Raw genomic sequence first — 19,364 nt, forward strand, 5'->3', positions numbered from 1 at the left:
GACTAAACAAAAAACTACCCGTTACTATGGCAGAAAAACTTATTGTATTATCAGACATGTGGGGAGTCAAAAAAGGGTTGTGGATAACCTCTTATTTTGGCTACTTACAACAGTATTATGACATTGAATTTTATGATATTCAGCAATTAGGCAACATAGAAATTCCGGTATTAACTGGTGAAAATATTCACAAAGCTTTTGTAAATGGCGGATTAGATACGGCAATAGCGCATTTGGCAAGTAAAGTGACGGAGCCTTGCCATATTTTAGCTTTTAGTGCAGGTGGTACTATAGCATGGAAGGCGGCTTTGCAGGGTATGCCTATGAAATCGCTTACAGCAATTTCTGCAACTCGTTTACGTTTTGAAACCGAAAAGCCAAAGTGTAAGGATGTGCAATTAATTTATGGCGAAAATGATACGTATAAACCAAATGCACAATGGGCTAAAGAAATTGGTTTGGAATTACAAATTGTAGAGAATTTTGGTCACGAGTTGTATTCTGATGAAAAGTTTATCGGTGATATCTGTATGGATTTATTAAATAAAGTAACCCAAAAAGCAGTATAGGGCTTTATGTACATGGAAATAAAAAAAGCGGCTTAATAGCCGCTTTTTTAGTTTTGTCATAGATGCTTAGGATACTGCTTTGAGTTTTTTTATGGTTTCATAAGAAAGCTTTTCTTCTGCATATGCTTTAGATACCTTTAAGGTTTTATCCTCGCTACTTGGTAAGTTAAACATGGCATCTGTAAATATTGCTTCGCACAAAGAACGAAGTCCTCTAGCACCTAATTTATATTCTATAGCTTTATCTACAATATAGCTTAAAGCTTGTTCTGTTATTTCGAACTCTATGTCATCCATGGCAAACAATTTTTCATATTGTTTAATGATGGCATTTTTAGGCTCTGTAAGTATAGCTCTTAGGGTTTTCTTATCTAGCGGGTTCATATGTGTCAATACCGGTAAACGCCCAATAATTTCGGGAATTAAACCAAAATCCTTTAAATCTTTGGGGATAATGTACTGTAAAATGTTTTCGCTATCTAAGTTATCTTCTGCTTTAGAAGCACTATAGCCAACTGCTTGCATGTTTAAGCGCTTGGTAATTATCCGTTCTATACCATCAAAAGCACCCCCAGCTATAAACAAGATGTTCTCTGTGTTTACTTCTATAAATTTCTGATCAGGATGTTTACGTCCTCCTTTTGGTGGTACGTTTACAACTGTGCCTTCCAACAATTTTAATAGCCCTTGTTGTACGCCTTCTCCAGATACGTCTCTAGTAATAGAAGGATTGTCGCTCTTACGAGCAATTTTATCAATCTCATCTATAAAAACTATACCACGTTCTGCTTTTTCTAAATTATAGTCAGCAGCTTGTAGTAAACGTGTTAAAATACTTTCTACATCTTCCCCAACATAACCAGCTTCTGTTAAAACAGTAGCGTCTACAATGGCTAGAGGTACATTCAGCATTTTAGCAATAGTTTTAGCCATTAGGGTTTTACCTGTACCTGTTTGGCCAACCATAACAATGTTACTCTTTTGTATCTCTACTCCGTCGTCTGTACTTTTAGGTTGCAATAATCTTTTATAGTGATTGTAAACCGCTACAGACATTACCTTTTTGGTGCGTTCTTGACCTATAATAAAAGTATCTAAAAACTCTTTTATTTCTAGCGGTTTTTTTAGCACTAATTCTGCAGATAAATCATTGCTTTTTGCTTGCTTAGATTCTTCTGCTACTATACTATGAGCTTGCTCTATACAACGGTCACAGATGTGTGCGTCTAAGCCTGCAATTAAAAGATTGGTTTCTGGCTTTTTTCTACCACAAAATGAACATTCTAAATTCTCCTTCGCCATTTTTATTAAATGCTTGAATATAGTTTAACGGGAAAACCGTAGTAAAATTTTTACTTTTCGATGAAATCCCTATTAATGGTTGTCGGTGTTAGGCCTTTTCCCTTACTAAGATTTCGTCAATCATTCCGTATTCCTTGGCTTGGTCTGCTTTCATCCAGTAATCTCTATCACTATCTTCAAACACCTTATCAAAGGTTTGGCCAGAATGGTTGGCAATGATTTGATATAATTCGTCTTTAATTTTTAACACTTCTTTTGCTGCAATTTCAATATCACTTGCTTGTCCTTGTGCTCCAGAAAGTGGTTGGTGAATCATAATTCTTGAGTGTGGAAGTGCACTTCTTTTACCGTTTTCTCCTGCGCAAAGCAGTACAGCGCCCATGGAGGCGGCTATACCTGTACATATTGTGGCTACGTTTGGTTTAATAAATTGCATGGTATCATAGATGCCAAGACCAGCGTAAACGCCACCACCTGGAGAGTTAATGTAGATAGAAATATCCTTAGATGCGTCTGTGCTTTCTAAGAATAACAATTGCGCCTGTACAATGTTTGCAACTTGGTCGTTGATACCAGTTCCTAAAAAGATGATGCGGTCCATCATCAATCTAGAAAACACATCAAAAACAGCAATGTTTAATTGTCTTTCCTCAATAATATTTGGGGTAAGGTTTACTGGGTACATGCTGCTCATGATTTTATCATAATACATGCTGTTGACCCCGTGGTGCTTAGTAGCGTATTTTTCAAATTCTTTTCCGTAATCCATAGGAAGTAAATCGCTTATTTTTTTAAACAAAAAAAGGTTCTGAAATATAAAATTCCAGAACCGTAAAGATACAATTATTTAAATCGCTATCCGTAAACCTCTTTTACAAACTTCTCGTAGCTTATCTCTTTCTCTTTAAGATTAGCTTTTTCTTTGTAAAGATCTAACAGTTTTTGGCTCATTAACTGCTCGGAAAGCCTTTTAACTTCGTCTTGGTTGCCCAACACTCTAGTTGCAATATTCTCTAATTCTTCTTCTTGTGGGTCTAAGTGACCGTATTGTGCCATCTGAGATTTGATAAAGCCTTTAGCAAATTCTTTAAGCTCATCAAACTGTACTTGCAGGTCATTATCTTTGATAAGTTTACCTTCTATCAATTGATAACGCAAACCTTGCTCAGATTTTTCATATTCTTTGGCAGCTTCTTCCGCAGAAATCTCTTTTTCACCACTTAGCTGAATCCATTTTTTTAAGAATTCTGTAGGTAGTTCAAACTTAGTTTCTTCTATAAGCTTCTCAGTTACATCATTTAGTAACTTTTGGTCTGCCTGCTGGGCAAATTGTTTCTCAGAATCTTCTTTGATTTTGTTCTTCATTTCTTCTTCTGAAGTAACATTATTTTCTCCAAAAAGTTTATCGAACAGTTCTTGGTTTAATTCTGCAGGTTCTCTCTCGTTAATTTCTTCTATGGTAAAAGTTAAATCAATTTTCAAATCTTTAACCTCTTCATTAGAAAGACCTGTTGCAGAAGCTAACATGTAATCCTCCTCAAATAGACCTTTAGTGTTTAAAGTAACAACATCACCAACTTTTTTACCTACAAAGGCATCTTTGGCTTTTTTACTCTTTAATTTATCTATTTCTACCGTGGTAGTCTTGCTAATTTCTTTTTCTTCGTTGGTAAATGTACCTGTTACTTCATCTGTTTTAGATGCTTCCTCTTTAGATACAATTTTACCGTATTGTTTTTGGATACGCTCTACTTGCTCATCTATCATTTTTTGATCAGCAACTATTTTGTATTGCGTTATGGCCTTTTTTGTTTTTAAGTTGACATCAAAATCAGGCGCAAGACCTAATTCGAACTCAAAATCAAAACTCTCATTATCCCAGTTAAAATCCTCTTGTTGTTTTGGTAATGGGTTACCTAAAACATCTAATTTTTCTTCAGTTAAAAATTTATTCAAATTGTCTTGTAGCAACTTGTTTACTTCATCTACCAACACCGCTTTTCCGTATTGTTTTTTGATCAAACCCATAGGAACTTGACCTTTTCTAAAACCCGGTATATTAGCTTGTTTTCTATAATTCTTTAAAATTTCGTTCACCTTATCTTCATAGTCTTCTTTGGTGATCGCAACCTTTACTACAGCATTTAAATTGTCTATCTGCTCTTTTGAAATATTCATTTAGCTATTCTATTTTATAGATGGCTGGCAAAAGTAGTACATTTTGTTTGGTTCAACAAGTTTTTAAGGAATTGCAAATCAGGTAACAAGATTATTTTTTCTGGTCTTCTTTTAATATGGAAAATAGGAAGGATTGCAACAAGGATAAAAGCAAGCTAAAAAGTAGTGCCATCCATATGCTACTTACACTAAAGCCATCTATAAAATAATCTGCTATTAAGATAATAAGTGCATTAATGATTAGTAAAAACAACCCAAGGGTTACTATAGTTATGGGTAAGGTTAAAATTACCAGTATAGGCTTCACTAAAAAGTTAAGCAGGCCAAGTACTATGGCTACTATAACGGCAGTTAAATAACTTACTACTTCTACGCCTGGTAGTACGTGTGCTAGTATGAATACCGCTACTGCAGTAAGAAGAATACGAAGAATTGTTCTCATGATAAAAGTATTTATATAAAAAAAGCATCGCTATTGCGATGCTTTAATGTACTAAATTAAGTTGGATTAGTTGATATAAAGACCTGTGTAATCTAAAGGATTAACAGCAGGTAAATTAGATCCGTATTTTTCATTTATTACACGAATAAATTCGTTAGCTAGTATGGCATAACCTCTTGGAGAAGGGTGCACGCCGTCTAAAGAAAATCCACCACCTGTACCAAAATCTGCAGTTACTTTACTACCGTCTTTTAAAGTAATTCCTGTAGTTCTTAAGGTGGTTAATAAAGCGTTGGCATCTACAAAGGCAATATCAAATTGCTCTGCAATTGTCTTAATAACATCATTAAAAGCCATCATTGCGGTATTAGCCTCTTCTTGCTCTTCTGGGGTAAGCACCCACTTGTCTGCTAATGGAATAGCCACGCCATTAATAGAAGTAGGGTTGTTGGGGTCTGCAAGAGAACCAATAAAGGAGCTTGCAGGTAATACTACCAAATCTTCTTCAGTGGCTTGTCTCATATTTACCAAAGCTGGATTAAAACTTGTTAAATCAGTCAAATTTTCATCAAGAATCACAACGGCGTTACCTTCGCCTGCAGCAAAAGAGATAGTTCTTTGAGCCAATTCTTCTGCAGAAATTAACCCAGCTTGTTGCAATTGGGCTAATCCGCCATTGTATTGTGCGTAAGCACCATTTAGCAAAGCGGCAGTTGCTTCATCTAAAGGAACCGGGTTGTGTGGTACTGTTGTTAAATAAGGGATTGTGGTTACATCCGGGATGTTGGCAATTACACCCTTGGCGCCATTTGCAGTCATGGTACCTAATATGCCTTGTAGCACACTGCCTAGAACTCTTGGGTCTGTAATGTCGTTGGAGCCATAGGTAGATGGGTCTAAATTACCCAATTGGTTTTGTCCATCCCCACCAGCTGCTACGTAGCTAAGTACGTCATTGTTGCCAATCCATAAAGAGAAAAAGGTAGGTTGTTGTGCTGCTGCATCACCTAAAATGGTAGCATTTGGTTCAGATGCGAAACGTGCAAAATAAGGGTTGGCCAACCCTAGAGCAACACCTTGAGGGTTACCATAACCTTCTGCTAATAAATGAAAACTTTTAGCGCCTGGAACGCCCATATTATTGAATGGTCCAGGAAGTGTATTTGTGATTTCGGTAGTTCCTTGTCCAGATACAGGTACTGGTGAAGGTCTTGATTTGGGGTCATCTGGGCTCAAACTGGCAAAGGATAGAATAAGTCTATTGCTGGCAATAGGATTTCCAGCTAAAGTCATTCCTCCTAAATCATCATTCATAAAAGGAATAGAAAACTCGCCACCGCCTGCTAAAGAAAATTGTGTAGCTAACATGTTAGGCATGGAAGCCTCTTGTCCCATTCTAAATAAAGCTCCGTCAGAAAAACCTGCGGTTAATGAGTTGCCTACGGCAACGTAAGTAGAAAAATCTGCAGAACCACTAGTGTAATTAACGGGTTCTGGTTCGGGGGTTGTTGTTTCTGTCGTAACATCGTCCTCCTCACACGAAATAAAAAGTAGCCCCATTACTGGTAAAAGGGCGAAAAACTTCTTCATATGTTCAAAATTTGAGTTAGTTTAAGTTGAATTTTATGTTAAAAAAGCAATAACTCAAATCTATATGAAATTTATTGCACCCGCAATTTTTTAGGTAAAAAAATTATGCATGCATAATAAAAACTATGAATATTTAACGATTTAGAAATTCAATTGCGTAATTAAAGAAGTCTTTTGGGTTTTCTGCATGTAACCAATGTCCTGCATTATCTACTGTTTTAATAGTAGCCTTAGGGAAGTGTGTTTTGATAACGGCATAGTCGTTAGGTAAAATGTATTCAGACTTACTTCCTCTTAAAAATAGGGAGGCACCATCAAAACTATCCGTGGAATTAATGTTTTCTCCAATTTCTTCCATACGGTCTTGTAACACTTTAAAATTGAATCTAAAACCTAACTTGCCTTTTTCTACCCAGTATAAATTCTTAAGTAAAAACTGTCTAATGCCCCAGTCTTTTAAACTTTCTGCCAACGCATTGTCTGCTTCTTTTCTGCTTTTTAGCTCATCAAAATTTAAAGTTTTTAATCCGTTGATGATGTACTGGTGGTGTGGGGGGTAAAATTTAGGTGCAATATCTGCAACAATTAACTCCGCAACCTTTTCTGGATGGGTTACGGCAAATTGCATGGCTGTTTTGCCGCCCATGGAATGCCCAATTAGACTAGCACTGCTAATGTTATGGTGATTCATGTAGCGTTCAATATCTTCTGCTAGGGCTTGGTAGTGAAACTCATCTGAATGAAAACTTTTTCCGTGATTGCGTTGATCTATTAAATGTACTAGAAAACCCTCTTCTGCAAACTGGCTACCTAAGGTTTTCCAGTTGTCAGACATGCCTAAGAAACCATGTAAAATAAGTAGAGGTTTTCCTTCGCCTAAGATATTAGAATGTAGTATCTCCATTATTTCAATCGTTCTAAATACATATTTATAACATTTTCTAATCCCAAATACAAGGACTCGCATATAAGAGCATGGCCTATGGATACCTCAAGCAAGCCTGGAACTTCTTGTTTAAAGAATTTTATGTTGTCTAAAGATAAGTCGTGCCCAGCGTTTAACCCCAAACCAACTTCTTGTGCATTTAAAGCAGCTTCTATAAATGGCTTAACTCCGTTCTTATTGCCTTGTGCGTAGGCTACAGCATAACTTTCAGTATACAATTCAATACGGTCGGTTCCTGTTGCTACAGCGCCCTCTACCATTTTTGGGTCTGGGTCTACAAAAATGGAGGTTCTTATGTCTTTTGCTTTAAAAGTTTGTATTACTTCACTTAAAAAATCTTTGTGTTTAATAGTGTCCCAACCAGCATTAGAGGTGATGGCGTCCTCAGCGTCTGGTACCAGCGTAACCTGTGTGGGTTGTACTTGTAGTACAAGGTCTATAAATTTTTGCACAGGATTACCTTCTATATTGTATTCTGTGCTTACAATACCTTTTAATTCTATGGCGTCTTGATATTTAATGTGGCGTTCATCTGGTCTGGGATGTATGGTAATACCTTGCGCTCCAAAGCCTTCTATGTCTTGTGCAGCTGTTATTAAATTGGGCATATTGCCACCTCTCGCATTACGTAGGGTAGCCAACTTGTTTATGTTCACGCTTAGTTTTGTCATTAGCATATCAATTTTAGTGTCAAAAATACAAAATGGGCACGCCTTTTGCGCTCTTTAAATTTGTAGTTTTGTTGTAGAATCAAGGTTATGCATATTCAAGATAAATTAAATAGCACCTTACCCACTTTTGGTATTACAGATACTTTGAATGAGGTAATTACTTTTTTTGAGGATACCATGTACTCCCATATTGCAGTTATGGATAATGGAGTGTATTTGGGAATGCTCTCGGAAAATGACCAAGATTGTTTTGAGGAGGGTAAAACCATTGAAGATTTTAGATTTCAATTAGAGACTTTCCAAGTAACTAGAGAAACCTTGTGGTTAGATGTACTAGAAGTATTTTCTAGAAATGAAGCTAATTTGGTGCCGGTTTTGGATGATGCGCATCGCTTTGTGGGGTATTATGATTTAAATGATGTTGTTGACTTGTTTATAGGAACACCATTCTTTACAGAGCCAGGAGGAATACTGGTGGTTTCTAAAGGAATACGTGATTACTCTATGAGTGAAATAGCTCAAATAGTGGAAACTAACAACGGTAAATTGTTAGGAGCTTTTATTACGGAAAGTGAGAATGATTTGGTACAAGTGACATTGAAAATTGCAAATGCTAATCTTAACGAAGTAATCCAAACCTTTAGAAGGTACAGTTATAATATCTTATTTGGTAATAATGATGACCAGTTTTTAGAAGATTTAAAACAAAGGTCAGATTATTTAGACAAATACTTAAACGTTTAGCATGAAGGTAGCCATTTATGGTCAAGTGCTGTTAGAAGAGGATATTCCTCATGTGGTTTCTTTATTAGAAGCTTTAAAGCAAATAGGTGCACAGTTTTCCATAGAAAAAAAGTTTGCCAAAAAACTACAAACTGCTTTGGTAGTGTATGAGCATGGATTATTTGACCAGAAATCTGGTTTAGATAAGACTTTTGATATGTTTGTAAGTTTTGGGGGTGATGGTACCATGCTGCGAGCTGTAACTTATGTACAAGATTTAGGTATACCTGTGGTTGGTGTTAATACGGGCAGGTTAGGATTTTTGTCTACCTTTAAAAAAGAAGAGGTGACCAAGGTAGTAACTGAGTTTCTAGAAGGCAACTACACCATAGAAGAGCGTAGTTTGGTGGCCTTGGATTCCGCTTCTAATATCAATGCTTTTGGGGATTTAGACTTTGCTTTAAATGAAATAACAGTAAGTAGAAAGGATACAACTTCTATGATTACTGTAGAAACGTTTTTAGATGGGGAGTATCTTACATCTTATTGGGCAGATGGATTAATAGTGTCTACGCCAACAGGTTCTACAGGCTACAGTCTTAGTTGTGGCGGTCCTGTAATAGCACCTTCTGCCAAATCCTTGGTACTAACACCTATTGCGCCCCATAATTTAAACGCTCGGCCATTTGTAATTGCAGATCATACCTCTATCAGATTGCGGGTAAGTGGTAGAGAAGAAAATCACTTACTATCTTTAGACTCTAGAATCGCAACTATTCCTAACGGTACAGAAATCATTATTCGTAAAGCAAATTTTACGGTTAAAATGATTGAGTATAAGGCAGAAAGTTTTCTTAAAACACTGCGCAACAAATTGCTTTGGGGAGAAGACAAGCGCAATTAGAGGCAATAAAAAATAGCTAAATCTGTTTTACAAAAGGAACAGTATGAGGTTTAGAAACATATAGCATAAACAGAATGCTATATTTGCAAGCCGTTTTATTAAAAATTAATTTGGTAATAACGGCAACCCGATTTAAAAAGTAATAAGGGTAAGAAAATGAAAAGAATTTTCATCTTAATGGGTATGGTTATGGCTATGAGTATCCATGCACAAACATACGAGGTTGGTTTGTTTGCGGGGGGTGCTAATGCCATTACAGATATAGGTAGAACTAACTACGTATTGCCTTCTGGTGTAGCCTTTGGTGGCATCTTTAAATGGAACAAACGTAAAAGATGGGCCTATCGAGGTAGTATTATACATGGTAAAGTGGTAATGGATGATGCTAATAGCAATATGGCCTCCAGAGAGCAACGAGGGTACAGGGTTGAAAATGCCATTACAGAATATTCTGCAGGTATAGAATTTAACTTTGTAGAATATAACTTACACAAGCTAGGGCCTGCCTTTACACCTTATTTATATACAGGTGTAACTTACTTTAGATACGATTTTAACTACATAGATGCGCAACAAGTTCAGGATATTAATCAAAAAGATGGTAGTTTCGCAGTTCCAATGACTGTTGGAGCCAAATTGCGATTAAATCAATTTCTAATCCTTGGAGCAGAAATAGGGGCGCGATACACCTTCACAGACAACTTGGATGCCAGTAATCCTTACAATTCAAATTTTGATGAATTTAAGTTTGGTAATTTTTTAAGTGATGATTGGTATGTGTTTTCAGGGTTAACATTAACTTATACCTTTGGTAGAAAGCCATGCCAAGATTGTTTTGAGTAGTTAAATGAACAACCTAGACCAAATAGATAAAAATAAATTACCCAAGCATATTGCCATTATTATGGATGGCAATGGTCGTTGGGCTAAACAGCGGGGCAAATTACGTGTTTTTGGTCATGAGAACGGAGTGAATGCTGTCCGCAAAACAGTGGAGCACTGCGCCAAGCTAGATGTACAGTGCCTTACCCTCTATGCTTTTTCCACAGAAAACTGGAAAAGACCAAAGCTAGAGGTGCAAACTCTCATGAAAATTTTAATTGGTTCTCTTAGAAAAGAGTTAAAAACTTTTAAGGATAACAATATAAAGCTCAATGCTATAGGTAATTTAGAAGCTTTACCTCAAAAAGCAAGGAAAGAGCTGCAAGATGTTATTGAGTTAACCGCTAAAAACACTGGGCTTACCCTGACTTTGGCATTAAGCTATGGAGCTCGGGAAGAACTAAATAATGCCGTCAAATGTATCGCATCCAAAGTTAAAAATAATATAATTTCAGAGGATGATATTGACGAGCAACTCATAAATACACATCTTTACACGCATGACCTGCCAGATGTGGACCTCATGATTCGTACAAGTGGAGAGCATCGGATTAGTAATTTCTTACTTTGGCAGATTGCATATGCCGAATTATATTTTATTGACGTATTTTGGCCAGATTTTAATGAAGAGCATTTGGTAAATGCGATAATAAATTACCAAAATAGAGAACGAAGATTTGGAAAAACTAGCGAACAACTTAATTAAATTGCTTAAGGTACCATCACTAAGCACAGTATTAATTCCTATTTTATTATTTGCTCAAGCCATTTTGGCGCAAGCGCCCACCCTAGAGAACAGTAAAGAGTATATTCTTGAGGGTATAGAGGTAACGGGCCTGCAAAGTTATAATGAGCAAACGGTTAAAACTTATACAGGGCTGCGCGTAGGCCAACCCATAAAAGTGCCAGGAGAAGAGTTGAGTTCTGTAATTAAGAAATTATGGAGTTTGGAGTTATTTAGTGATATTGCTTTTTATCACTACGTGGAAGATGATAAGGTCTTCTTGCAATTGCGTATAAAGGAAAGGCCAACCTTGTCTAACGTTACTTTTTATGGTATTAAAAAGCGTAAGGTAGAAGGTATTGTTAATGATACAGACCTTAAAAAAGGTAAAAAAATTACGGAAAGCTTAATTGCTAACACTAAAGGATACCTAGAAAATAAATATAAAAAGCAAGGATATTTAAACACTAAAGTTACCATAGCTACGGCTAAAGACACTGTGGGAGCCAACACGGAAAACATGGTGGTAAATATCAAAAAAGGCGAAAAAGTAAAAATTAATAAAATTGTATTTGAGGGCAATGAACAATTGTCTGACAAGCGATTGAAGAAAGCATTAAAAAAGACGAAGCAGAAAAAGTTTTATCGTTTCTGGAAAAAGTCTAAATATATAGAAGACGATTACAAAGAAGATTTATCCAATTTAATAGACACCTATGCAGAACGGGGTTACCGAGATGCTCGTGTACTGTCAGATACTTTTGTTAAGGTAGATGAGAATAATATTGCTTTAAAGATTAATGTAGAAGAGGGCAATAAATATTATTTTGGCGATATTGATTTTGTTGGGAACACTGTGTATTCAGATCGTATATTAGGTCAAGTATTGGGGATTAAGAAAGGAGACACTTATAACGGTGTGTTACTTAAAAAACGAATTGCAGACGATTCAAAACCAGATGGTGAAGACTTAACCAATTTGTATCAAAACAATGGTTATCTGTTTTCTTCTATTAATCCTGTAGAAATTTCTGCTGTCAACGATACCATAGATTTCGAAATTAGAATTATAGAAGGTAAAGAGACTTTTTTAAACAGGGTAACAGTTAATGGTAATGATAAAACCAATGACCATGTCATCTTTAGAGAGCTACGTACACGACCAGGTCAAAAATATAGTAAGGACAATATTGTTAGAACGGTAAGAGAACTAGGGCAACTTGGTTTTTTCGATGCGGAACAGATTGCGCCAGACATTCAAAATCCAGATCCTAATGCCGGTACGGTAGATATAAACTATAATTTAGTAGAGGCAGGGTCTAGCCAAATAGAATTACAAGGTGGTTTTGGTGGCGGTGGTTTCATTGGAACATTAGGTTTGTCCTTTAATAACTTCTCTATTCAAAACTTATTTAATAAAGAAGCGTACAAGCCAGTGCCTATGGGAGACGGACAGTCTTTTGCCTTACGTTTACAAGGTAGTAGAACATTTAGAGTATATAGTTTGAGCTTTGCAGAACCATGGTTAAATGGTAGAAAGCCAGTACGTTTTAATCTTAGCTTTTCTAGAACACAGCAATTCTTGGCAAACTTTAGCAATACAGGCCGTATAGAGGTAGACAAGGATAGAACATTCTCTATTACCGGGGTTTCTGCTGGTTTGGCAAAACGTGTACAATGGCCAGATGATTTCTTTACTGTAAGCCATTCGTTAGGATATCAGCATTACGATTTTAAAAATTACAATACAGGTTTATTTAACTTTGGTAACGGTACTTCAAACTCTGTAAGTTACACCTTCGGTCTATCTAGAAGTTCTCAAGGGCCTAGTAGAATTTTCCCGATGACGGGTTCTAATTTTGAACTTACCGCTAAATTTACTCCACCGTATTCATTGATAGGTGGTAAGGATTTTAAAGCGTTAAGAGATAGAGCAGACGAGCTTACGGATACAGCCTTAGAGCGAGAGTTGACAACGCAAGAGATAAGTGAATTAGAAAATATAGAAGAAGAACGCTTTAAGTGGCTTGAATTTTATAAAATAAAATTTAAAGGGGATTGGTACACTAACCTAGTTGGTAAATTAGTATTACGCACCAATGCAGAGTTTGGATTCTTGGGTAATTACAATAGTGATATAGGAGATGTACCTTTTGAGCGTTTCTTTGTAGGGGGTGATGGTTTAGGTAACTTTACTTTAGATGGTAGAGATGTGGTACAATTAAGAGGTTATGAGAATAGTTCCTTAGCGTTCACTTCTTTCAATCCAATTCGTAGAACATCAGACAGAGAAGGTGGTACTATCTATAATAAGTATTCTTTAGAATTACGTTATCCGTTAACCCTTAAACCATCAGCATCTATTTATGTGCAATCTTTTTTAGAAGCAGGTAATGCCTTCAACAATTTTCAAGACTTTAATCCGTTTCAGTTAAAGAGATCAGCTGGGGTGGGGCTTCGTATATTTATGCCGGCATTTGGACTATTGGGGATTGATTTTGCACATGGTTTTGACGATGACAACATCAACCCAGGGGTTAAAAGTGGTTGGCAAACCCACTTCATTATTGGTCAGCAATTTTAATCAGTATAGAAATATCTAAACATTTTATTTTTCTAATTAACTCATAATAAGTTATTTGGTATTTTTGGCACGATATTTTCTATGTAAAATTCGGATTCAAACAATGAAGACAAAAACGCTCTTAGTAATTGCATTCCTTTCCATGGTAACTGTAGCTATGGCACAACGTGCTGTAGGGGTTAGAATCGGTTATGTAGATATGGAATATATCTTGGAAAATGTAGAGGAATACCGAGAAGCAACAGAACAGTTGAATGCCAAAGCAGACAAATGGAAGAAAGAAATTGAGCTTAAACTGAGTACTGTTGAGCAAATGAAGAAAGATTTAGCAGCCGAGAAGGTATTGCTAACGGATGAGCTCGTTGCAGAAAGAGAGGAAGAAATACAGGTGTTAGAAGCAGAAGTGCTAGACTACCAACAAAATAGATTTGGACCTCAAGGCGATTTAATTTTGCAAAAGCAATTGCTAATACAGCCCATACAGGACCAAGTGTTTGTAGAGGTGCAAAAAATAGGTCAGAATAAAAGATATGATTTTATTTTTGATAAATCTGCAGATGTTGTAATGTTGTATTCCGAAAAAAGGCACGATATCAGCGACTTGGTATTGCGAGAGATTGCAAGAACAAGAAAAGTTAGTGCCAGTAAAAAGGATCAGAAGCTTAAGAACCGATTAAAAGAGTTCCAAGCAGAAGAAGCTGAGGCGGATGAAGAGATAAGTGAAGCTTTAAAAGATAGGCAAGATAAAGCGGCACAATTGAAAGAAGATAATGCCAAGGCTGCAGAGGCACGTAGAGCTGAGCAATTAAAGCTTAGGGAGGAGCGTAAAAAAGCCTACGAAGAACGTAGAAAAAAATTGTTAGAGGAGAGAGAGGCTAAAAGAAAGGCTAAAGAAGAGGAAAGAAAAAAGTTAGAAGAAGAAAAGAAAACAGAAAAGGATTCAACTAGTAATTAAACTGAACACTAGAATTTATACTCAAATTAAAGCTATTTAAAATTATGAAAAATGTAAAAAAGATTGTTGTTGCGTTGGTGTTGATGGTGGCGACAACAGGTTTTGTAAATGCTCAAAGTAAGGTTGCACATATTGATGTTAATAAGTTGCTTTCTGAAATGCCAGAAATGAAAAAAGCACAAGCTGAACTTAAACAAGTGCAAGAAACCTATAGAGCAGATTTAGAAAGCTCAATGACAGAATTAAGAAACAAGTACACACAATATTCTAATGAGGCTGCTTCTAAAACTAAAGAAGAGAATGACAAAAGAGCGGTAGAATTACAAGGGTACGAAAAGAATATTCAAGAAGCAGAAGCTGCAGCTATGCAAGAAATGCAAAAAAAGCAAGCAGAGTTATTTGCTCCAATCTCAGAGAAAGCTAAGGTAGCTATAGAAAAAGTAGCAGCTGCTCAAGGTTTTGATTACGTTATAGATGCTTCTCAAGGGAGCGGATTAATCGTAGCGAAAGGTAAAGATTTATTACCAGCTGTAAAGCAAGAATTAGGTTTCTAATACAGTTTTTAAAAGTTAAAAAAACCATCGGGTTTAGGTATTCCTAAATTGCGATGGTTTTTTATTTTTGGTCTATGGATAACACACCTATTGGAGTTTTTGATTCGGGTATTGGAGGTACTTCTATTTGGAAAGAATTGGTAGACTTAATGCCGCTAGAATCTACTGTTTTTTTAGCAGATAGTGCTAACGCTCCCTACGGTGAAAAATCTAAAGAACAGATTCTAGAGCTCAGTATAAAGAATACAGAATTGTTAGTGAAAAATGGAGCAAAGCTTATTGTAGTAGCTTGTAATACGGCAACAACAAACGCTATTGCGGAGTTGCGTAGCACGTTTGATGTTCCTTTTATAGGCATAGAACCTGCTATTAAGCCAGCTGCGCTTAAAACCAAAACCGGTGTGGTTGGTGTTTTGGCCACAAAAGGTACGCTATCTAGTAGTTTGTTTCATAGTACTACCAAAATACATGCTTCAGGAATTAAGGTGATAGAGCAGGTAGGTACGGGTTTGGTAGATTTGATAGAGGGTGGTAAACTACATTCCTCAAAAATGAAAACAGTATTGGCATCTTACATAAAACCTATGTTAGTACAAGGAATGGATTGCTTGGTATTGGGCTGTACGCACTATCCGTATCTAATTCCTGTGCTTAAAGAACTTATGCCACCAGATGTTACAATTCTAGATTCTGGTTTAGCTGTTGCTAAACAAACTAAAACGGTTTTAGCAAAAAACAATCTTTTAGCTCCAGAATCTGCTACAATAAGTCATTATCTATATAGCAATGGAGATGATAAGCTTTTAAAAGAATTTGTGCAGCATAGCGATGCTGAGGTTTCCTTTTTAAACTTTTAATTAGCTTCTAGTATAGGTTCGGTAGGTAAACGCGTATTGATGCCTATCATCCTTATCATGAAACTTCTCTTGCTCTAACTGCCAAGAGTCCTTGTCAAATTCAGGGAAAAAAGCATCTGCTTCTACTTCTGCGTGTACACGAGTCAATTCAATTTTTGTAGCATAGGGTAAGGCTAATGCGTAAATTTCGCCCCCACCAATAATAAAAGCGTCTTCTGTAGGCGCAATTAAACTAAGCGCTTCTTCTATGGAATGGACAATAGTGCACGGAAACTTAGGTTTATAATTTTTATCTCTTGTAATAACAATGTGCTCTCTATTGGGTAAAGGACTAGGAAAACTTTCTAGTGTTTTTCTACCCATAATTATCTTGTGTCCTGTGGTTAAGGCTTTAAAACGCTTAAAATCATCTGGTAAATGCCAAGGTAAATCGTTGTCTTTGCCTAAAGCATTGTTTTCTGCAGCCGCAGCTATAAGAATTAACTGATTCATTCTTTTTTTTTATTGATTTGGGATAGTGGAAAATCGGTTTCTATTTCCTTTTGTATTTCTGCTATTCGTTTTTTTTGCTTTGCTACAAGTTTTTCGCGTTGTTTTCTTTCCCAATCTGTACCCATAAATTTTTGGGTTACAAATACGTTAAAAATATGTATTACAAACAAAAATGCCCAAGCTGTAATAGCCCATACAAACCAGTTGTATGTATCACCATATTTTAAAATTTTATTGATTAGAACAAGAAAAACACTACCAATCAAAAAAATGACAAAATGAGTAAATAAATTTTTCTTTTGTCTTATTCTTTTTTGCGCATGTTCCAAGAGCTCATGTTGCTCTAGTTCAATATCACTTTTTGGCTTCTTTCTAGAAAACATGTTTCGTTATCTTTATAAACAAATATACTTTAAATGTAACGCAATTGGTTATGGAACTCTCCCAAATAAGAAAGCAATTTCCGGTTTTTAAACGAGGTATTTATGCAAACACAGCCGCTACAGGACCAATGTTTGAGGATTTGTATGATTGGCGCCAAGACAAAGATTTAGATTTATTTTTAAAGGCAAGCAGCTATTACAATAGTTCTGTAAAAATTGTAGAAGAAACAAGAATGTCCTTAAAACGATTTTTTAATTGTGAAGACAAGGATGTAGCGTTAATTCCCAATTTTAGCTGGGGTATAAATAGTTTACTAAGCGCTTTAAATACCAAACAACATATACTTTGTTTAGAAGACGATTATCCGTCTTTAATATGGCCGTTACAAGGTTCAGAGCATCGGTTAACTGCTATGCCAATTACCGCTACTATAGAAGAAGATATTATCAACACGGTTAAGCAAAAAGAAATTACACTTTTGGCAGTAAGTATAACCCAATGGTTAAGTGGATTGTTATTACAACCCAGTTTCTTTGCTGGTTTAAAAGCGATTTATCCAGAACTAATTATTGTGGTAGATGCTACACAGTATTGTGGTATGTTTCCTTTAGATTTTAAGGCCTCTAAAATAGACGTAGTTATTGCAAGTGGTTACAAATGGATGCTTGGTGGGTATGGTAATGGGTTTATGCTTTTTAGTGATGCGGTTAAACTACAGCTAAACCCTACCATGGTTGGTTTTGGGTCAGTTAGTGGAGATAGTTCCAAGAAAAACAAAATACCTTTTTACAAGCATTTTGAGCCGGGGCATCTAGATGCATTGAGCTTTGGTAGTCTAGGGCAAGGGATACAACTAATGGAAGAATTGGGAGTAAGCGCAATTTATGAGCAAAATAGTAAACTCTCCGCTTACGCCAAAGAAACGTTTACGGCCTTGGGAGCATTAGATGAATTAGTGGCAGAAAGAAGAACGCATAGCACAATTTTTAGACTAAAAGGAGGGGAAACATTATTTAATGCCTTAGCGGGCCATGATATAGCTGTTGCCTTACGGGAAGGTTATGTAAGAGTTAGTTTTCACTTTTATAACACCAGAACGGATGTAGATGCTATTGCAGGGGTAATTAGCAAAAGTTAAAAATTTTTATTAGTGACAAAATTTTCCTACTTTTTTAGGTAAAGTCAAGAATTGGTCAAGCTTATTTTATCAAAATGATAAATCGGTTCTAACCTGTTGACAATTAAGACTTTTATGAGTTGTTTTGTGTCTTAGTTTAATTGAAAATTAGTTGTCATGGCAATCAAAAAACAGTATTTAAAAAGCAAGCCAATTTGTAAGGTTACCTTCACGGTGCCTGCAAAAGATGCAGAAAATGTAGCCGTTGTAGGCGATTTTAATAATTGGAATCCCAAAGGGAGTACACTTAAAAAATTAAAGAATGGAACTTTTAAGGGAACTTTTGAGTTACCTAAAGAGAATAGTTACGAGTTCCGTTATTTGGTAGATGAAAATTACGTAAATGACGAATCTGCTGATCGTTACCAATGGAACGATTTTGCCGGTGCAGAAAACGCTGTGATAGAACTTTAAATATAAAAGCCCCGTTTATTAACGGGGCTTTCCTTTTTTTTATGCAATAGTGAATAAGTAGTTTTTAAAAGTACTATTTGCATCTGTAAATTGATTCACCACACGTAAACCGGCATCTTCTGCCATTTGGTGAACCATAGCATCATCATATTTTTGTGAAATTTCGGTATGTATAGTCTCCCAAGCATCAAACTCAAAACTTTGTTCTAAAGCTTCTATGGTTACTTCTTGTGCAATTTTGCTCACCAAATAGCTTTTGGCAGTACCTGTTTCTGGGTTATAACTCTCCCAATGAATAAAGTTGTCCAAATTAAAATTGCCTCCTAATTCATTGTTAATTCGGGTTAAGACATTCTTGTTAAATGCTGCCGTAATACCAGACGCGTCGCTATAGGCATTTAAGATTGTCCTTGGGTGTTTCTTTTGGTCCATCCCCATAAAGAATAAATCGTCTTTATTAAGAATATGGGCAATGTTCATCAAAAATTCTACCGCAAGTTTATGGTTAAGGTTGCCTATATTAGAACCTAAAAACAAGATTACCTTTTTCTTTTCTTGAGTTTGCCCCATTTCTTTTAAACTATCAAAATAAGTGCCTTGTATAGGTTGTACAGATACGTTAGGCAATTCATTGGTCAAGGAGGTACTTAGTTGTGCTAAAGCATTGGCACTAATATCTATTGGGCGGTATTCAAATTGGTAGTTTTGCGCTAATAGCCCTTTTAAAAGTAGTTTGGTCTTAGTGCCATCACCAGCACCAAGTTCATATAAATTGAAAGGAACATGTGGGGCAGAAAAACTAGCGGTTATTTCTGTTTTATGTTGCTCAAAAATTGCGTACTCCGCTCGTGTTAAGTAATATTCTGGCAAAGCCATAATTTGCTGAAAAAGCTTATCTCCAATTTCATCATAAAAGTATTTGGAAGATAAATGTTTAGGATAGGAGCTGAGTCCTTCTTTTACCTCTCTGGCAAAAACCGTGTTTGTTTTAGGTGTTGTTGTTTTTTCCATTACAT

General features: G+C 36.1%; 21 protein-coding genes. 11 read left to right on the plus strand and 10 right to left on the minus strand.

Features of this window, described 5'->3' with window-relative positions:
- The first annotated feature begins 26 nt into the window (after positions 1-26).
- Positions 27-569 (plus strand): hypothetical protein, encoded by a 543-nt coding sequence (locus FBT53_RS02185; RefSeq protein ID WP_136949529.1) that lies wholly within the window; start codon positions 27-29, stop codon positions 567-569.
- 66 nt (positions 570-635) lie between these two features.
- Here FBT53_RS02185 and clpX read toward each other — a convergent pair whose 3' ends face one another.
- From clpX to FBT53_RS02220, 7 genes are all read right to left on the minus strand, one after another.
- Positions 636-1,871 carry an ATP-dependent Clp protease ATP-binding subunit ClpX gene (clpX, locus tag FBT53_RS02190; protein ID WP_136949530.1) on the minus strand — a complete coding sequence of 412 codons (1,236 nt, stop codon included), beginning with the start codon at positions 1,869-1,871 and terminating at the stop codon, positions 636-638.
- An 88-nt stretch (positions 1,872-1,959) separates the two neighbouring features.
- Positions 1,960-2,640 (minus strand): ATP-dependent Clp endopeptidase proteolytic subunit ClpP, encoded by a 681-nt coding sequence (gene clpP, locus FBT53_RS02195; RefSeq protein WP_136949641.1) that lies wholly within the window; start codon positions 2,638-2,640, stop codon positions 1,960-1,962.
- 86 nt (positions 2,641-2,726) lie between these two features.
- Positions 2,727-4,049: a trigger factor gene (tig, locus tag FBT53_RS02200; RefSeq protein ID WP_136949531.1), complete on the minus strand. Its 1,323-nt coding sequence runs from the start codon at positions 4,047-4,049 to the stop codon at positions 2,727-2,729.
- A gap of 91 nt (positions 4,050-4,140) precedes the next feature.
- Positions 4,141-4,491: a phage holin family protein gene (locus FBT53_RS02205; RefSeq protein ID WP_136949532.1), complete on the minus strand. Its 351-nt coding sequence runs from the start codon at positions 4,489-4,491 to the stop codon at positions 4,141-4,143.
- A gap of 66 nt (positions 4,492-4,557) precedes the next feature.
- Complete coding sequence (locus FBT53_RS02210; RefSeq protein WP_136949533.1) at positions 4,558-6,081, minus strand: SGNH/GDSL hydrolase family protein; 1,524 nt, start codon at positions 6,079-6,081, stop codon at positions 4,558-4,560.
- 133 nt (positions 6,082-6,214) lie between these two features.
- On the minus strand, positions 6,215-6,985 hold the full coding sequence (locus tag FBT53_RS02215; protein ID WP_136949534.1) for an alpha/beta fold hydrolase: 771 nt from the start codon (positions 6,983-6,985) through the stop codon (positions 6,215-6,217).
- Complete coding sequence (locus FBT53_RS02220) at positions 6,985-7,698, minus strand: pyridoxine 5'-phosphate synthase (protein WP_136949535.1); 714 nt, start codon at positions 7,696-7,698, stop codon at positions 6,985-6,987. Before FBT53_RS02220 ends, FBT53_RS02215 begins: the two co-directional genes overlap by 1 nt.
- A gap of 87 nt (positions 7,699-7,785) precedes the next feature.
- Between FBT53_RS02220 and FBT53_RS02225 the strand changes: the two genes are divergently transcribed.
- The 8 genes from FBT53_RS02225 (at position 7,786) to murI (ending at position 15,881) form a co-directional block, all read left to right on the plus strand.
- Positions 7,786-8,442 (plus strand): CBS domain-containing protein, encoded by a 657-nt coding sequence (locus FBT53_RS02225; RefSeq protein ID WP_136949536.1) that lies wholly within the window; start codon positions 7,786-7,788, stop codon positions 8,440-8,442.
- Position 8,443: 1 nt separating this feature from the next.
- Positions 8,444-9,325 (plus strand): NAD kinase, encoded by an 882-nt coding sequence (locus tag FBT53_RS02230; RefSeq protein WP_136949537.1) that lies wholly within the window; start codon positions 8,444-8,446, stop codon positions 9,323-9,325.
- Between the two features lie 156 nt (positions 9,326-9,481).
- A complete protein-coding gene (locus FBT53_RS02235; RefSeq protein WP_136949538.1) occupies positions 9,482-10,168 on the plus strand; it encodes a DUF6089 family protein in 687 nt (228 codons plus the stop codon).
- A gap of 4 nt (positions 10,169-10,172) precedes the next feature.
- Positions 10,173-10,913 carry an isoprenyl transferase gene (locus FBT53_RS02240; protein ID WP_136949539.1) on the plus strand — a complete coding sequence of 247 codons (741 nt, stop codon included), beginning with the start codon at positions 10,173-10,175 and terminating at the stop codon, positions 10,911-10,913.
- Positions 10,885-13,515, plus strand: a complete 2,631-nt coding sequence (gene bamA / locus FBT53_RS02245; RefSeq protein WP_136949540.1) for an outer membrane protein assembly factor BamA — start codon at positions 10,885-10,887, stop codon at positions 13,513-13,515. The genes FBT53_RS02240 and bamA overlap by 29 nt, the downstream gene beginning before the upstream one ends.
- Before the next feature lie 103 nt (positions 13,516-13,618).
- The gene (locus FBT53_RS02250) at positions 13,619-14,470 is read left to right on the plus strand and encodes an OmpH family outer membrane protein (RefSeq protein ID WP_136949541.1); all 852 of its coding nucleotides are present in this window, start codon (positions 13,619-13,621) and stop codon (positions 14,468-14,470) included.
- A gap of 44 nt (positions 14,471-14,514) precedes the next feature.
- Entirely contained in the window at positions 14,515-15,024 is a 510-nt protein-coding gene (locus tag FBT53_RS02255; protein WP_136949542.1) for an OmpH family outer membrane protein, read from the plus strand.
- A gap of 74 nt (positions 15,025-15,098) precedes the next feature.
- The gene (murI, locus tag FBT53_RS02260) at positions 15,099-15,881 is read left to right on the plus strand and encodes a glutamate racemase (protein WP_136949543.1); all 783 of its coding nucleotides are present in this window, start codon (positions 15,099-15,101) and stop codon (positions 15,879-15,881) included.
- Here the strand turns inward: murI and FBT53_RS02265 are convergent, their stop codons facing one another.
- Entirely contained in the window at positions 15,882-16,373 is a 492-nt protein-coding gene (locus FBT53_RS02265) for a dihydrofolate reductase (protein WP_136949544.1), read from the minus strand.
- Positions 16,370-16,756, minus strand: coding sequence for a 2TM domain-containing protein (locus tag FBT53_RS02270; protein WP_136949545.1), 387 nt, complete (start codon positions 16,754-16,756; stop codon positions 16,370-16,372). The genes FBT53_RS02265 and FBT53_RS02270 overlap by 4 nt, the downstream gene beginning before the upstream one ends.
- Before the next feature lie 50 nt (positions 16,757-16,806).
- Between FBT53_RS02270 and FBT53_RS02275 the strand changes: the two genes are divergently transcribed.
- Together FBT53_RS02275 and FBT53_RS02280 are read left to right on the plus strand one after the other, a co-directional pair.
- Positions 16,807-17,895 carry an aminotransferase class V-fold PLP-dependent enzyme gene (locus FBT53_RS02275; protein ID WP_136949546.1) on the plus strand — a complete coding sequence of 363 codons (1,089 nt, stop codon included), beginning with the start codon at positions 16,807-16,809 and terminating at the stop codon, positions 17,893-17,895.
- Positions 17,896-18,051: 156 nt separating this feature from the next.
- Complete coding sequence (locus tag FBT53_RS02280; protein ID WP_136949547.1) at positions 18,052-18,348, plus strand: isoamylase early set domain-containing protein; 297 nt, start codon at positions 18,052-18,054, stop codon at positions 18,346-18,348.
- A gap of 39 nt (positions 18,349-18,387) precedes the next feature.
- Here the strand turns inward: FBT53_RS02280 and egtD are convergent, their stop codons facing one another.
- Positions 18,388-19,359 (minus strand): L-histidine N(alpha)-methyltransferase, encoded by a 972-nt coding sequence (gene egtD, locus FBT53_RS02285; protein WP_136949548.1) that lies wholly within the window; start codon positions 19,357-19,359, stop codon positions 18,388-18,390.
- Between the last annotated feature and the right edge of the window lie 5 nt (positions 19,360-19,364).

This window comes from Flavobacterium sp. ASW18X, assembly GCF_005144745.1.
Classification (GTDB): Bacteria; Bacteroidota; Bacteroidia; order Flavobacteriales; family Flavobacteriaceae; genus Croceivirga.

Excerpts from the sequence above, each read along its gene's own strand:
- FBT53_RS02270 (WP_136949545.1), bottom strand. The coding sequence starts at position 16,756 with ATGTTTTCTAGAAAGAAGCCAAAAAGTGATATTGAACTAGAGCAACAT.
- FBT53_RS02265 (WP_136949544.1), bottom strand. The coding sequence starts at position 16,373 with ATGAATCAGTTAATTCTTATAGCTGCGGCTGCAGAAAACAATGCTTTA.
- FBT53_RS02215 (WP_136949534.1), bottom strand. The coding sequence starts at position 6,985 with ATGGAGATACTACATTCTAATATCTTAGGCGAAGGAAAACCTCTACTT.
- FBT53_RS02210 (WP_136949533.1), bottom strand. The coding sequence starts at position 6,081 with ATGAAGAAGTTTTTCGCCCTTTTACCAGTAATGGGGCTACTTTTTATT.
- FBT53_RS02205 (WP_136949532.1), bottom strand. The coding sequence starts at position 4,491 with ATGAGAACAATTCTTCGTATTCTTCTTACTGCAGTAGCGGTATTCATA.
- FBT53_RS02275 (WP_136949546.1), top strand. The coding sequence starts at position 16,807 with ATGGAACTCTCCCAAATAAGAAAGCAATTTCCGGTTTTTAAACGAGGT.
- clpX (WP_136949530.1), bottom strand. The coding sequence starts at position 1,871 with ATGGCGAAGGAGAATTTAGAATGTTCATTTTGTGGTAGAAAAAAGCCA.
- FBT53_RS02250 (WP_136949541.1), top strand. The coding sequence starts at position 13,619 with ATGAAGACAAAAACGCTCTTAGTAATTGCATTCCTTTCCATGGTAACT.
- FBT53_RS02280 (WP_136949547.1), top strand. The coding sequence starts at position 18,052 with ATGGCAATCAAAAAACAGTATTTAAAAAGCAAGCCAATTTGTAAGGTT.
- murI (WP_136949543.1), top strand. The coding sequence starts at position 15,099 with ATGGATAACACACCTATTGGAGTTTTTGATTCGGGTATTGGAGGTACT.
- clpP (WP_136949641.1), bottom strand. The coding sequence starts at position 2,640 with ATGGATTACGGAAAAGAATTTGAAAAATACGCTACTAAGCACCACGGG.
- FBT53_RS02185 (WP_136949529.1), top strand. The coding sequence starts at position 27 with ATGGCAGAAAAACTTATTGTATTATCAGACATGTGGGGAGTCAAAAAA.
- tig (WP_136949531.1), bottom strand. The coding sequence starts at position 4,049 with ATGAATATTTCAAAAGAGCAGATAGACAATTTAAATGCTGTAGTAAAG.
- FBT53_RS02235 (WP_136949538.1), top strand. The coding sequence starts at position 9,482 with ATGAAAAGAATTTTCATCTTAATGGGTATGGTTATGGCTATGAGTATC.
- egtD (WP_136949548.1), bottom strand. The coding sequence starts at position 19,359 with ATGGAAAAAACAACAACACCTAAAACAAACACGGTTTTTGCCAGAGAG.
- FBT53_RS02220 (WP_136949535.1), bottom strand. The coding sequence starts at position 7,698 with ATGACAAAACTAAGCGTGAACATAAACAAGTTGGCTACCCTACGTAAT.
- FBT53_RS02225 (WP_136949536.1), top strand. The coding sequence starts at position 7,786 with ATGCATATTCAAGATAAATTAAATAGCACCTTACCCACTTTTGGTATT.
- FBT53_RS02255 (WP_136949542.1), top strand. The coding sequence starts at position 14,515 with ATGAAAAATGTAAAAAAGATTGTTGTTGCGTTGGTGTTGATGGTGGCG.
- FBT53_RS02230 (WP_136949537.1), top strand. The coding sequence starts at position 8,444 with ATGAAGGTAGCCATTTATGGTCAAGTGCTGTTAGAAGAGGATATTCCT.
- FBT53_RS02240 (WP_136949539.1), top strand. The coding sequence starts at position 10,173 with ATGAACAACCTAGACCAAATAGATAAAAATAAATTACCCAAGCATATT.